The organism is Flavobacterium sp. SLB02, assembly GCF_009664855.1.
Classification (GTDB): Bacteria; Bacteroidota; Bacteroidia; order Flavobacteriales; family Flavobacteriaceae; genus Flavobacterium.
Genome location: NZ_CP045928.1, coordinates 4,120,019 through 4,133,309, shown reverse-complemented (window position 1 = coordinate 4,133,309; position 13,291 = coordinate 4,120,019). Strand labels below are relative to the sequence as shown.

The following is a 13,291-nucleotide window of genomic DNA, read 5'->3' as shown; positions in this document are numbered from 1 at the left end:
TTCGCTATGGCTCGGTTCACCAATGAGCACCAATTTTAAAATTGAATTTTTAAGATTTTAATTCATGAAATTGATTATAATGCGCAAACTACTAATTAGTGCAAATTAGTGGCGAAAAAACTTCGTAACAAAAAAACTTTTCAGCTCTTAAAAAAAGAAGTAAATTGGTCTAATAAAAAAATAGAATGCAAAATTTAATAAAGAGAATAATAGTTTTAGCTGTGCTGGTACTTGTAGTGGTTCTGGCTTTCAAGTATTGTGAGTTCAAAAAAGACGACGATTCTACAATCGATTATAACACCAATCTCATTCAGCAACAAATCCTTAATGTTGGTAAACTGGTAGTGACCGAAGGACATTTCTCAGAAGTTATCACCTATAAAAACCAACAAAAGTATTTGATGGATATGGTTTCTTTTGAAAAGAAAGCTCTTGTTGTTGTAAATGCAAATGTTACTGTTGCCTACGATTTGCACAAGATGAAATATGATATCGACGAAAAAAACAAAACCATCACCATTCTCAATATCCCAAAAGAAGAAATAACCATCAATCCCGATATCCAGTTTTATGATGTCGAACAAAGTAAACTCAATCCATTTACGGGAGATGATTACAATAAGATAAACAAATCTGTAAAAGCAAATCTGGCCAAGAAAATCGAAAAATCAACTTTAAAAACCAATGCTCAAAACAGATTAATCAGTGAATTATCTAAGATTTTAATTCTAACCAATTCAATGGGCTGGAAATTACAATACGAAGGAAAGACAATAGAATCTGATAAGGATTTTAATGAGGACTTAAAGTTGTAGCGCAAGGGTTTAAGGGTTCAACGTTTTTTTGCAGTAGAAACTCCACAAAGAAACTCTTTAATCTTTTTCGATTTACCACTGTGATTTCTCCCTTCGATCGAAAGTGACAAATTTTCCGAGATTAAAATAAAATCTTTGTTGATCGGTTAAATCTCTAACCTAAACGCTAGCCAACAGGCAAGCAGATCCTCGGGTAACAAATTAAACAGCTTTCTTATCAAAAATCAAATCCAAACCACCAGCAATTAAATGTGCCACTTCAGGACGTTTCCCTTTCAATTGATCTAAATAAACCAATACTTGCTGTAACAGCTGCTCTTCATTTGAATCCTTTAAAAGCTCAGCAATTTCAACAGACAATAACCAATCATTAGAATGGTTTTTTTGAAGTTTTTCAAATACAGCTTTTAGTTCAGCTTTAGAATCTTTATTTTCTCCAATCATGCGAACCGTTTGATACAAGACTTCAAGATCATCACGTTGTTCAGAATGTTTGGCTTTTATAGTGGTTGTTTTTGGGACAGAATTAATCAAGTCAAAACTATTCACATCGGCTGGGCCGGAAAAAGCAGAAACTACTTTTTTACCAATCGCCATATCATAATTTCCCCATTCAGGCTGAAACAAAATCGTTTGGCCATGCCTTACGGTACAATTTCTAAAACTAATTAGAATAATCTCTCCGTGCAGGTTTCTGGATCCCGTAATAATTTCACCTTCCACAATGATATTGCCTTCAAATTCCAGTTTTACCGTTTCATTTTCAACAATAGAATAAGCCTGTAAATCCTTCGGACTCATATCTTCAATGGCTAAATTAAAGCCTTTTAGTTTTCCAATCGGACTTCCAAATCCTTCGGGATGCGTCAAAGTTCCGTGACCAACCAATTCTTTTTCACGGTATGACAAAGCTGTTTTTCCTGTAGTCTGAATGTAAACAGGTTTTCCTTCGTCTTCCAGTACATTGGTAAAAACACCCGAAATTTGTAAACCAGTACTCAACTCAATTGTTCCTAAGGCATTGGAATGAATCAATTTCTGAATCCCCGAGAGCCCTCCTGTACGTAGAGCCATTTTATTTGCAAATTCTTCTAAGATTAAACTTAAATAAGAGAAATTAGGCGTTACATAGAGTTGAGGCTGCAACTGCGTAATATCAAAATTTTGATTTGCAGCTGATATATCATAAGGAATTTTCTTTACGTTATCTGTCATGCACCAGGCACTCTCACCAATCGAGGAAAGTAATCCGGCGCCATATATTTTTGGGTTTTCAACCGTTCCAATCAAGCCATATTCAACCGTCCACCAATGCAGATTTCGAATCTGAGCCATTTCAGATAATTCACCCATATTATTCTGTAAATCAGCAACTGCTTTTTCGGCTTGGTCTATTTTTTCCTGAGGCGTATCCTCAGCTTCTTTCAAAATCGAAAGCAACCGAATCGCTTCATACATCTGATAATCTTTGTGAGAAGAAATCGCTTTGCAGCCAATTTCGCCAAAACGTCTCAAATATTCAGCATATTCAGGATTGGCAATAATTGGAGCGTGGCCGGCACCTTCATGAATAATATCCGGAGCAGGAGTGTATTCAATATGTTCTAACTGACGAATATCCGATGCAATAACCAAAACGTTATACGCCTGAAATTCCATAAAGGCATTGGGTGGAATAAACCCGTCAACTGCAACTGCAGCCCATCCAATTTCAGTCAGGATTCTATTCATTCCGTACATGCTGGGGATCGAATCAATTTCGATTCCCGTTTTACGCAAACCTTCTAAATACGAACTATGCGCAACTTTCGATAAATAATCTACGTTTTTACGCATTACATAGCGCCAAACCGCTTGATTTATAGGAGTGTAATCGCTATAATCCTGAGGTTTAATAAATTGCTTTAAATGTTTAGGCAATCGCTCTAATAACGGGTTTGTTTCAATACTTGCATTCATTTCGAAAACGTTGTAGATTAGGAATGTAAAATTACGAATTAAGACCGCTATTTTTTGCTATTTGTTACAATTTTTTTGTCCGAAATGATTTTTTATTGCGTTTTTATAGATTTTGGAGTATTAATAAAAAAGTGAAAATTTTAGCAGTCGTTATTGTCAAAACTCACTTTTTCCATAGTTTTTTCATAGCTTTCGATCTCTTTTTTGGTCATCGAAGCTTCTTTTAAATCTACCTTCAATTGTTTTTTAGTATCGGGGCTAATCCATAAACCCGAGAAAGTATTTCCTGTTTTCTTTAAAATTAAAACACCACTGAAATCATGTTCGACCATTACAAATTCATTTTCAGCCTTTTTGTTCTGCGTAGGATAAATTTGAATCCATTTGCTTGATTTATTGTAGCGATACATTGAGGCAAACATTAAATCAGCAGTACACGGATTTTCTTCTGTTTTAATATAAAGAGTTATTGGTGTTTTTCCATCAATAGTTCCTTTGTATAAATTAGAAACCGGAGCTTGAGATTGTGCATTTAAATGACTTAAAAAAGAGAAACAGATTGTAAAGAACAGGATGAGTTTTTTCATTTTAATTAAATTTTTGATTTGGCTTTTATCAGTATTTTCAAATCAAATTTATTTAATTAAAAATAGTATGCAATCTAAAACTTGAATATTTTTAAGATTTACCTGATGTATTTCTCAGCTCGTTTTCGGCATTTCTAAAATATTCAATTTTGTGGCTGAACATATAGGCCATATTAGCGGCGCGCATTTTAGCTTCTTGGGTTATTGGACCGGCAAATTGTGCATCGATTGTGGTATTAAAAATTGCAATCCAGCGGTCAAAATGCGTTTTATCTACTGGTAATTGTTTGTGTGGGGGAAAAGGAGTTCCCGAATAAGCTCTCACATCAAATAAAATAGTCTGCCAGAATCCATACATTTTTTGCAGATGAGGTTCCCACCGATCTTGCAGTTTATCATTAAAGATAGGGCCAATCAGCTCGTCTTTTCTAACATTTGCATAAAAGCTGTTCACCATTTGTTTAATGTCTTCTAAGGTTGAAATATCTTTAAGTGCCTCCATATTTTAAGTAATTATATTAACGGCAAAAATACGCTATAACTCCAGGATTGTTCTATGAGATTTGTCATTTGTGAAAATTTTATAACACAATAGAATATTTAAAAGATGATCTAAAAGCTTGATTTTGAAAAATTTATTTATTTAATGAAAAGTAAAATTAGAATTTTATGACTTTTTAGGGTTTAAGTATTTGGTTTTTAGGTTTTTGTAAAAATAAAAGATCAGTTTTTGTTAAGGTAATTTTTACAAATGATGTGTATTTGTAAAGTTTGAATTATATCGATTTCGTGAAAGATTGATGTAATTTAGATGCGTTTTAATAAAAATAATCATAATAAAATGAAAGAAATTTAACTATCTAAAACCACAAAAAAATGCACAAAACTACTCACAAACCTACAAATCGAGTAAAAGCAATTTTGACCCAGGTCATCATTGTAATGCTTTTGGTTATGATCAAAGCCAATGCTCAAACAGTCACACCTTTTATCACATCAGGTGATCAGACCAGATTATTACAGCAGCAATCTGCAGTAAGTTTCGGGACAAACTCAGGAACTAATCCTTCTACAATTACGATTAATGCAGCAACAACCTACCAAACCATGGATGGTTTTGGTTACACTCTTACCGAAGGAAGCGCCGAGGTAATCAGTGCAATGGCAGCCACTCAGCAAAATCAATTATTAAATGATTTGTACAATCCTGTTACAGGTTTAAACGCCAGCGTAGTTCGTATTAGTATAGCGGCTTCTGATTTAAGCAGTTCATCTTATAGTTACAACGAAACTTCAGGAGACGTTAATATGAACAATTTCAGTCTTAACGGACCTGATTTGACCTATTTGATTCCCATTATAAAAAAGATACAGCTTATCAATCCAAACATAAAAATATTAGCCACTCCCTGGTCAGCACCACGCTGGATGAAAACTAATAATTCCTGGATTGGCGGAAGTTTGCAAACACAATATTACGCTGCCTACGCGAGATATTTTGTAAAGTATTTTGCCGCAATGCAAGCGCAGGGAATTTCAATTTGGGCGGTCACACCTCAAAACGAACCAGAGAATCCGCATAATGAGCCAAGTATGTTAATGAATTCTACAGAACAAAAAAACTTTATCAATCAGCAACTGGGACCACAAATGGCAGCAGCAGGTTATGGAAATATAAAAATCATCGCTTTTGATCACAATTGCGACAATACAGCTTACCCTATTGATGTTTTAAACAACAGCAGTTATGTTGATGGTGCAGCGTTTCATTTGTATTTAGGAAATATTTCGGCCATGTCAACTGTGCGAAATGCCACCAATAAAAACGTTTATTTTACAGAACAATATACAGGATCAGGCGGAAACTTTGGTGGAGATTTTGGCTGGCACATGCAAAACGTAGTGATTGGAAGTACCAATAACTGGTCAAAAACAGTTTTAGAATGGAATGCAGCCAATAATCCGAGTTTAGGGCCGCGTACTCCGGGTGGATGCAATACTTGTCTGGGAGCCATTACGGTAAATAACAGTACAAGTTATACTAAAAATGTGGCCTATTATATTATTGGTCAAATCTCAAAATTTGTAAAACCGGGTGCTGTAAGAATTTCATCTTCAAGTACAAGTGGTACAATTCAAACGGTTGGATTTAGAAATCCTGACGGATCGATTGCACTTGTGGTTTACAATTCAGGATCAGCCAATACCATAAAAGTGGTTTCAGGATCATCAGCTTTTAATTATACAGTTCCCGCTTCATCAGCAGTTACTTTTAATTGGTCAGCAGGATCCCCTCCGTCTTCTTCATTTCCGGGATATTACAATGTCATTTCAAGAAACAGCAGCAAAGGATTAGATGTTGCAGATAATTCCACTATAAGCGGAGGACGCATTCAGCAATATGACATTACCGGTGGAGGAGGAAGTAACCAACGCTGGAAGTTTGTTGCTGAGGCAAGCGGCAATTACTACATCATTGTAAAATCGACAGGATTATACCTGGCACCTGAGAGTAATAGTACTGCTGATGGAATAAAAGTACAACAAAGAGCATTCTCGTCTTCGAATGAATTTAAATGGACAGTGAACAGTCTTGGCGGAGGTTACTATAGTATTATCAATGTAAATAGCGGAAAATCATTAGATGTCGAAAGTGTTTCTACTGCAAATGGTGCCAATATTCAGGTATGGGCCTATACAGGAGGATTAAATCAGCAATGGCAATTGGTACAGGTGGAGGCTTCTGCAGCCAGGAAAGCTGCCATAGAAGAACAAGCCAATACCGTATCTGATTTTTCTCTTTATATCAATGTAACAAACAACTATTTAAAAATTAACACCCCTAATTCAGGCTCCGGACAAGTCGAAGTTTACAATGCTTCTGGGCAAAATGTTTTAAAAAGAAGCGTTGATTTTACAACTGGTAATGAAGCCGAAATAGAAATTTCGCAATTACCAAAAGGGATTTATGTAGTAAAAGTAAATGATGGCCAAAGCTCGTATTCTAAAAAAGTGATAAAGAAATAATTACCAATTTTTAATTTTAATTAGTTATTTTATTTTGGTTTGAAAAAGGCTGTCTGATTTTAAATTCAGACAGCCTTTTGTTTTATCCAATGAGTTGTGTAAACAAATCCTGATTGTCATTCAGGTATTGAAATTCAAAACCATTTTTGGTCATATTCATTTTAATTGCTTTGATATCTTTTTTATTTTTTAATTCTAAACCAACCACTACAGAACCAACTTCACGACTGTTTTTCTTGGCAAACTGAAAATAAGTGATATCGTCATCGGGACCTAAAATATTATTGACAAATTCTTTTAAAGCTCCGGGACGCTGCGGAAACTGAATCATAAAGTAATGCATCAAACCTTCATACAATAAAGAGCGCTCTTTTATTTCGGCAGTTCTCTCGATATCATTATTACTTCCGCTTACAACGCAAACCACTGTTTTACCTTTTATTTTATCTTTATAAAAATCTAAAGCGGCAATGGTCAATGCGCCGGCAGGTTCTACCACCATAGCTTCTTCGTTATACAAACGCAAAATTGTCGTACACACTTTTCCTTCGGGAACCAGAATAATATCGTCCAGATTTTCACGACAAATTTCGAAAGTTTTATCTCCAACTTGTTTTACAGCCGCGCCGTCTACAAACTTATCAATTGTTTTTAAGGCTGTGTTTTTATTCTCTTCAATAGAGGTTTTCATCGATGGAGCACCTTGTGGTTCAACACCAATAATTTTAGTATTCGGGCTTAAATGTTTAAAAACTTCAGAAAGACCAGAAGCCAGTCCTCCCCCGCCAATCGGGACAAAAACATAATCGATGGGTTCTTTATAAGTTTCCAGAATCTCTAAACCTACAGTTCCCTGACCGGCAATTACTTTTTCATCGTCAAAAGGATGAATAAATATTTTATGATTTTTAATCGCATCTGCCGTGGCCGAAGCATAAGCATCATCAAAAGTATCTCCGGTTAAGACAATCTCTACAAACGATTTCCCAAACAACTGAACTTGTTTTACCTTTTGTTTTGGAGTTGTTTTAGGCATATAAATTTTGCCCTGTATTTGCAAAAGATGACACGAATAGGCGACACCTTGCGCATGATTTCCGGCACTTGCACAAACAATTCCGGTTGCTTTTTCTTTTTCATTCAACGAAGAAATCTTATTGTATGCGCCTCTGATTTTGTACGACCGCACAATTTGTAAATCTTCCCGTTTCAGTAAAACAGTCGATTTAAACTCGTCTGAAAGATTTAAATTTTGAGTGAGTGGGGTAGCGGCAACTACATTTTCGAGTTGCTTTTTTGCAGAGAGTACTTCGTTAAATAAATTCATTTTTGTTTTATTTTTTTGCCACGAATTGGCACTAATTTTTATTGTTTAATATGGAAAAAAGGATTCGCGTTAATTCCTAGCGACTTTAATCTTCGTTAAATAAAAAAACCTCCCGATTTGGGAGGTTTTATAAATTGTATTTTGTTTACTTATTTATATAATACCTCACCATTATTGCTGAATAGCAATAATTTTAATAGAGATAATAATGATATTTAAGTTTTTCATTTCAGATATTTGAAACACAAATGTATTAATTATTTTTTAACGGGAGGATATTGCGCTAAAACTTTTGTTACAATTTCTTTTACTCTGGCATCTTTTTTATCGACGTTTTTAGTTAAAGTTGCAACTCCTTCACCTTGCCATATCATTTCTTTCTTTTTAGCATCGATTAAATCAATGAATAAAGTTCCTTCGGTAGAAGTTGATACAGTAGTCTGGTTTCCTCCGTACATCATGTAAGGATTCCATCCCCAACCCCAACCGTAGCCCCATCCGGCGCTAAATTGGTTTACGTTAACCTGCTCTCTTGATTTTGTAAAAATATTTACTAATAAATCAGGGTTTTCGCTTTTTGTAAAACCTTTTGCCTGCATTTGTTCGTCTATGGCATGTAAGATACGTCTTTTATCCAAATCAGAGATTTCGACCTTATCAATTCCGGGCTTAAAAAAAGCGTACGTCTTATATGGTGCGAAATCTACGTTTTTATCGTAATCAGAATATACACTTACCGTGCTGCATGAAGCTAGTATCAAAAGCAAAAAAACGGGTACTAATTTGAATGTTTTCATATGTTTAAAATTTTTAATGTTCTTTGTTTTTAATTAAATACGAAACTTTGTCTAAAATAGATTTTCATCTACAATATTGGGTAAAGTTACCTTTAATAGCGGCTGGACTTCCATTGCTCTTTTTATAGCAAAAACAGCTTCGTCATTTCGGGCCCAGCTTCGTCTTGAAATTCCGTTGTTAACATCCCAAAAAAGCATTGATGCTAAACGTTTTGACGCCTCTTTAGAGCCATCAAGAACCATACCAAAACCACCGTTTATAACCTCTCCCCAGCCAACTCCTCCGCCATTATGAATCGAAACCCAGGTTGCTCCTCTAAAACTGTCTCCAATCACGTTTTGAATGGCCATATCAGCCGTAAAACGAGATCCGTCATAGATGTTAGATGTCTCTCTGTAAGGAGAATCAGTTCCCGAAACATCATGATGATCGCGGCCTAAAACAACCGTTCCTATTTCGCCTTTGGCAATCGCCTGATTAAACGCTTCAGCAATTTTAATTCTACCTTCAGCATCAGCATATAAAATACGGGCCTGAGAACCTACAACGAGTTTGTTTTCCTGCGCGCCTTTGATCCATTTGATGTTATCCTGCATTTGCTGCTGAATTTCATTAGGAGCAGTTTTAGCCAGTTCTTCTAAAACCTGGCTTGCGATGTTATCTGTTTTTTGTAAATCTTCTGGTTTCCCGGAAGTACAAACCCATCTAAATGGCCCAAATCCGTAATCAAAACACATTGGTCCCATTATATCCTGAACATAACTCGGATATTTAAAATCGATATTATTCTCTGCCATTACATCAGCTCCGGCGCGGGAAGCTTCAAGTAAAAAGGCATTTCCGTAATCAAAAAAGTAAGTTCCTTTTGCGGTATGTTTGTTAATCGCTTTGGCTTGCCTGCGTAATGATTCCTGAACTTTTTCTTTGAATAAGTCAGGATTATTGGCCATCATTTCGTTGGCTTCTTCAAAAGAAATTCCAACAGGATAATAACCACCAGCCCATGGATTATGGAGCGAAGTCTGGTCAGAACCCAAATCAATTTTGATGTTTTCTTTGTCGAAACATTCCCAAACATCCACCACGTTTCCTAAATAAGCAATTGAAACCACTTCTTTATTGGCTTTGGCCAAAGTGACTCTTTTTACCAATTCTTCAGTAGAAGTTACGATCTCGTTAATCCAGCCCTGTTCGTGACGGATTTTAGTGATTTTAGGGTTTACTTCGGCGCAGACCGTAATACAACCGGCAATGTTTCCGGCTTTTGGTTGTGCTCCGGACATACCGCCAAGACCCGAGGTTACAAAAAGATTACCTTCAGGATTGAGTTTTATTTTTCTGAAACCATTTAAAACTGTAATGGTAGTTCCGTGTACAATTCCTTGTGGGCCAATGTACATATAACTTCCAGCTGTCATTTGTCCGTATTGGGAAACACCCAAAGCATTCATTTTTTCCCAATCGTCGGGTTTAGAATAATTCGGGATAACCATTCCGTTGGTAACCACAACTCTTGGCGCTTCTGCATGTGAGGGGAATAATCCCATAGGATGTCCTGAATACATCGTTAAGGTTTGCTCATCTGTCATTTCAGACAAATATTGCATGGTCAATAAATATTGCGCCCAGTTCTGAAAAACAGCGCCGTTTCCACCATAAGTAATCAATTCATGCGGATGTTGCGCCACAGCATAATCCAGATTGTTCTGAATCATGTGCATAATGGCTTTTGCCTGCAATGATTTTCCTGGATATTGGTCAATCGGTCGCGCGTACATTCTGTAATCAGGACGTAGGCGATACATATATATACGACCGTAAGTTTCTAATTCTTCTGAGAATTCTTTAATTAATTCAGCGTGATGTTTGGCTTCGAAATAGCGTAAGGCATTTTTTAAGGCCAGTTTTTTTTCTTCTGCCGAAAGAATTTCTTTTCGTTTTGGCGCGTGGTTAATGGCCAAATCGTATGCTTTTTTTGGAGGTAATGTAGAGGGGATTCCCTGTTTTATTTGTTCTTGAAAAGTCATTTTTTTTTAAGGTACTTAGTTGCTAAGATAATCTAGCAAGATTAACAACAGATTAATTTTTTTGTTCTTTACAAATTCAGTATTAAAAGAATTATCTAATTATCAAATTGGCACATTTTCTAATTTAGATAATTTTCTAATTAAAAAACTAGGGATAACGAATATCCGACCTGTGATAGGATTTGTGGATCCTAATCCTAAATTTTCGCAAGAGAATATCCATTTATAATTTTAGAGTTTAGATTATTGATTTTAGATTTTTCCTTCGACTTTGCTCAGGATGACAAAACTATCAAATTGTCACATTATCTAATTCGCTTTTTTTCTTATTTCGCCAGTTCGTTTATCAAACCCATACGGACAATGACGACAGCCACTTTTGCAGCAATAACCACGTTTTAAGTGGTGTTTTTCGGTAAAGCATTTATAACCTTCGGGCGTATAGTAAAAATCTTCGCCTTCAATTAGTTTATTTTCATTACTTTGCTCTTTCATAAATCTGCATAGGGTTGATGTTTCTTTTCTTTTAAAATCAAATACACGAATTTGATTGTGATTTTAATGAAATCGAACATTTTTTATCTACAAATTTATAAATTTTACAGCGAATGTTTCTAATTGTTGCTAAATATTTAATTCCGAAAGGATATAGGGGAATGGCTGTGTTTCCCTTTGTAATTTTAAAATATGATTTGGATAAAAATAATCCTGTTTTTGTCAATCATGAAAAAATTCATTTGCGACAACAATTAGAATTTCTGATTTTACCTTTTTATATCTTTTATGTTTTAGAATATATTATCAGACTCATACAATACAAAAACAAAGATCTGGCTTATAGAAGTATAAGTTTTGAAAGAGAAGCTTATGCAAATGAAACGGATTTGGATTATTTGAAAAACCGATCTTTTTTTGGTTTTTTGAATTACATAACTTTAAAATAAAATAGATTTTGAATCAGGAAATTCATATCAGTTTTCCTAATCATATTTCGCTGACAATAAAACGTGATGACTTAAATCATCCGTTTATCTCGGGAAATAAATTAAGAAAATTAAAATACAATTTACTTCAGGCAAAAGCCGAAAACAAAGGAACACTGGTAACTTTTGGCGGAGCATTCTCCAACCACATTGCAGCGGTGGCGTATGCAGGAAAAAAACAGGGTTTTAAAACAATTGGTGTTATTCGCGGCGATGAGCTTTTTGATAAAATTCAAGAAAATCCAACGCTGAGATTTGCTAAGGAAAACGGAATGCAATTTGAGTTTGTAACCCGGGAAGAGTACCGATATAAAAGTGAAATTTTCTTTATCGAAAAATTAAAAGAGAAGTTTGGCGATTTTTATTTAGTACCCGAAGGCGGCACAAATGAATTAGCCGTAAAAGGCTGCGAAGAGATTTTGACAAAGGAAGATGCTGTTTTTAATTACGTTTGCTGCGCGGTTGGAACCGGCGGAACAATTTCCGGTTTGATCAATAGTGCCTTGCCAAATCAGAAAATTTTAGGGTTTCCGGCGTTAAAAGGTGACTTTTTAACCAATGAAATTCGTATTTTTGCAAAACAAGATAACTGGAATTTGATTTGTGACTATCATTTTGGAGGTTACGGGAAGATAAATTTAGAATTAATTGAATTTATCAACACTTTTTTTGAAGAAACAAAAGTGCCTTTAGATCCAATTTATACAGGAAAGATGGTTTTTGGCGTTATAGATTTAATCCATAAAAACTATTTTGCTGAAGATTCAAAAATATTACTCCTTCATACCGGCGGATTGCAAGGAATAGAGGGGATGAATATAAAATTGAAACAGAAAAAATTACCAATACTTAAAAGCAATGGTTAAAAAAATAATAACATTCTTGATTCTTGCTACTTTAGTGAGTTGTTCGTCTAGTAAACCTACTGTTGCAACGACCAAAAAAGCAGCAGCAATACAGAGGCCAAGAGTGGCAGCGACCAAAAAGCAAACTCCTGTTAAGCCAATTGGTAAAAATTATCCTTCTACAAATAATACAACTGAGGTTATTCAATCTACTTCGAAAACAGTTGTAACAGGCGATTTAATCAATAATTATATTTTGCAATTTAAAGATATTGCAATGGGCAATATGCAGAAATACGGTATTCCTGCCAGTATTATTCTGGCTCAGGGAATCTTAGAATCCGGTGCCGGAAGAGGTGATTTAGCCTTGGAAGCAAACAATCATTTTGGGATTAAATGCCATAAAGACTGGTTGGGAGAAAGTGTTCGCCATGATGACGATTCAGCTCAGGAATGTTTCAGGAAATATCCAGAAGCTGCAGAATCTTACAGAGATCACGCTTTGTTTCTGGTGGGTAAAAAAAGATATGAAACCTTATTTACTTACGAAAAAGACGATTATAAAGCCTGGGCAAAAGGTTTAAGAGCAGCAGGTTATGCTACAGATCCTAATTATCCCGATAAATTAATAAGTTATATCGAAAGATACAATCTGCATCAATATGACTGTCAGGTTACCGGAAGAAATTACAAACCTTTTGAGAAATCAACCACGGTTAAAAATTCTTCAACACCTTCTAAGAGTTCATCAAACCCGAATTCGAATGATCCTAATTTATACGAAGTTCAAAAGGGAGATACATTATATTCGATTTCAAAAAAATTCAACGTATTGGTTGATGATTTAAAACAGAAAAACAATCTTTCAGACAACGCCATTTCTATTGGGCAGCGATTGAAAGTTAAATAAGTTTTCAGTCTGA

12 protein-coding genes are annotated in these 13,291 nt (G+C 35.2%); 5 read left to right on the top strand and 7 right to left on the bottom strand.

Features of this window, described 5'->3' with window-relative positions; all coding sequences use genetic code 11:
* The first annotated feature begins 185 nt into the window (after positions 1-185).
* Complete coding sequence (locus GIY83_RS15160; protein ID WP_208682288.1) at positions 186-815, top strand: DUF4230 domain-containing protein; 630 nt, start codon at positions 186-188, stop codon at positions 813-815.
* Between the two features lie 201 nt (positions 816-1,016).
* On the opposite strand, the gene GIY83_RS15155 is transcribed toward GIY83_RS15160, so the two are convergent.
* The 3 genes from GIY83_RS15155 to GIY83_RS15145 form a co-directional block, all read right to left on the bottom strand.
* Positions 1,017-2,774, bottom strand: a complete 1,758-nt coding sequence (locus GIY83_RS15155; RefSeq protein WP_208682285.1) for an aromatic amino acid hydroxylase — start codon at positions 2,772-2,774, stop codon at positions 1,017-1,019.
* 140 nt (positions 2,775-2,914) lie between these two features.
* Entirely contained in the window at positions 2,915-3,361 is a 447-nt protein-coding gene (locus GIY83_RS15150) for a hypothetical protein (protein WP_208682283.1), read from the bottom strand.
* A 91-nt stretch (positions 3,362-3,452) separates the two neighbouring features.
* Positions 3,453-3,863, bottom strand: coding sequence for a group III truncated hemoglobin (locus GIY83_RS15145; RefSeq protein WP_208682281.1), 411 nt, complete (start codon positions 3,861-3,863; stop codon positions 3,453-3,455).
* 374 nt (positions 3,864-4,237) lie between these two features.
* Here GIY83_RS15145 and GIY83_RS15140 point away from each other — a divergent pair, with 374 nt between their 5' ends.
* On the top strand, positions 4,238-6,388 hold the full coding sequence (locus GIY83_RS15140) for an RICIN domain-containing protein (RefSeq protein WP_208682279.1): 2,151 nt from the start codon (positions 4,238-4,240) through the stop codon (positions 6,386-6,388).
* An 82-nt stretch (positions 6,389-6,470) separates the two neighbouring features.
* Here the strand turns inward: GIY83_RS15140 and ilvA are convergent, their stop codons facing one another.
* The 4 genes from ilvA to GIY83_RS15120 all read right to left on the bottom strand — a co-directional run bounded on the left by ilvA (position 6,471) and on the right by GIY83_RS15120 (position 11,035).
* A complete protein-coding gene (gene ilvA / locus GIY83_RS15135) occupies positions 6,471-7,715 on the bottom strand; it encodes a threonine ammonia-lyase IlvA (RefSeq protein WP_208682276.1) in 1,245 nt (414 codons plus the stop codon).
* Between the two features lie 257 nt (positions 7,716-7,972).
* Positions 7,973-8,512, bottom strand: coding sequence for a DUF4136 domain-containing protein (locus GIY83_RS15130; RefSeq protein WP_194617871.1), 540 nt, complete (start codon positions 8,510-8,512; stop codon positions 7,973-7,975).
* Between the two features lie 51 nt (positions 8,513-8,563).
* Positions 8,564-10,540, bottom strand: coding sequence for a urocanate hydratase (locus GIY83_RS15125; RefSeq protein ID WP_208682275.1), 1,977 nt, complete (start codon positions 10,538-10,540; stop codon positions 8,564-8,566).
* A gap of 309 nt (positions 10,541-10,849) precedes the next feature.
* Positions 10,850-11,035 (bottom strand): DUF5522 domain-containing protein, encoded by a 186-nt coding sequence (locus GIY83_RS15120; RefSeq protein WP_073418076.1) that lies wholly within the window; start codon positions 11,033-11,035, stop codon positions 10,850-10,852.
* A 113-nt stretch (positions 11,036-11,148) separates the two neighbouring features.
* Between GIY83_RS15120 and GIY83_RS15115 the strand changes: the two genes are divergently transcribed.
* From GIY83_RS15115 to GIY83_RS15105, 3 genes are read left to right on the top strand one after another with little or no spacing between them, the layout of a single operon-like run.
* Positions 11,149-11,484 carry a hypothetical protein gene (locus GIY83_RS15115; protein ID WP_194617869.1) on the top strand — a complete coding sequence of 112 codons (336 nt, stop codon included), beginning with the start codon at positions 11,149-11,151 and terminating at the stop codon, positions 11,482-11,484.
* Positions 11,485-11,492: 8 nt separating this feature from the next.
* Complete coding sequence (locus GIY83_RS15110) at positions 11,493-12,389, top strand: 1-aminocyclopropane-1-carboxylate deaminase/D-cysteine desulfhydrase (protein ID WP_208682274.1); 897 nt, start codon at positions 11,493-11,495, stop codon at positions 12,387-12,389.
* Positions 12,382-13,278, top strand: a complete 897-nt coding sequence (locus tag GIY83_RS15105) for a glucosaminidase domain-containing protein (protein ID WP_194617867.1) — start codon at positions 12,382-12,384, stop codon at positions 13,276-13,278. The genes GIY83_RS15110 and GIY83_RS15105 overlap by 8 nt, the downstream gene beginning before the upstream one ends.
* Positions 13,279-13,291: the final 13 nt, after the last annotated feature.

Bases quoted from the DNA above. Each gene is read 5' to 3' on its own strand.
- GIY83_RS15145 (WP_208682281.1), bottom strand. From the start codon at position 3,863: ATGGAGGCACTTAAAGATATTTCAACCTTAGAAGACATTAAACAAATG.
- GIY83_RS15105 (WP_194617867.1), top strand. From the start codon at position 12,382: ATGGTTAAAAAAATAATAACATTCTTGATTCTTGCTACTTTAGTGAGT.
- GIY83_RS15115 (WP_194617869.1), top strand. From the start codon at position 11,149: ATGTTTCTAATTGTTGCTAAATATTTAATTCCGAAAGGATATAGGGGA.
- GIY83_RS15150 (WP_208682283.1), bottom strand. From the start codon at position 3,361: ATGAAAAAACTCATCCTGTTCTTTACAATCTGTTTCTCTTTTTTAAGT.
- GIY83_RS15130 (WP_194617871.1), bottom strand. From the start codon at position 8,512: ATGAAAACATTCAAATTAGTACCCGTTTTTTTGCTTTTGATACTAGCT.
- GIY83_RS15140 (WP_208682279.1), top strand. From the start codon at position 4,238: ATGCACAAAACTACTCACAAACCTACAAATCGAGTAAAAGCAATTTTG.
- GIY83_RS15125 (WP_208682275.1), bottom strand. From the start codon at position 10,540: ATGACTTTTCAAGAACAAATAAAACAGGGAATCCCCTCTACATTACCT.
- GIY83_RS15120 (WP_073418076.1), bottom strand. From the start codon at position 11,035: ATGAAAGAGCAAAGTAATGAAAATAAACTAATTGAAGGCGAAGATTTT.
- GIY83_RS15155 (WP_208682285.1), bottom strand. From the start codon at position 2,774: ATGAATGCAAGTATTGAAACAAACCCGTTATTAGAGCGATTGCCTAAA.
- GIY83_RS15160 (WP_208682288.1), top strand. From the start codon at position 186: ATGCAAAATTTAATAAAGAGAATAATAGTTTTAGCTGTGCTGGTACTT.
- ilvA (WP_208682276.1), bottom strand. From the start codon at position 7,715: ATGAATTTATTTAACGAAGTACTCTCTGCAAAAAAGCAACTCGAAAAT.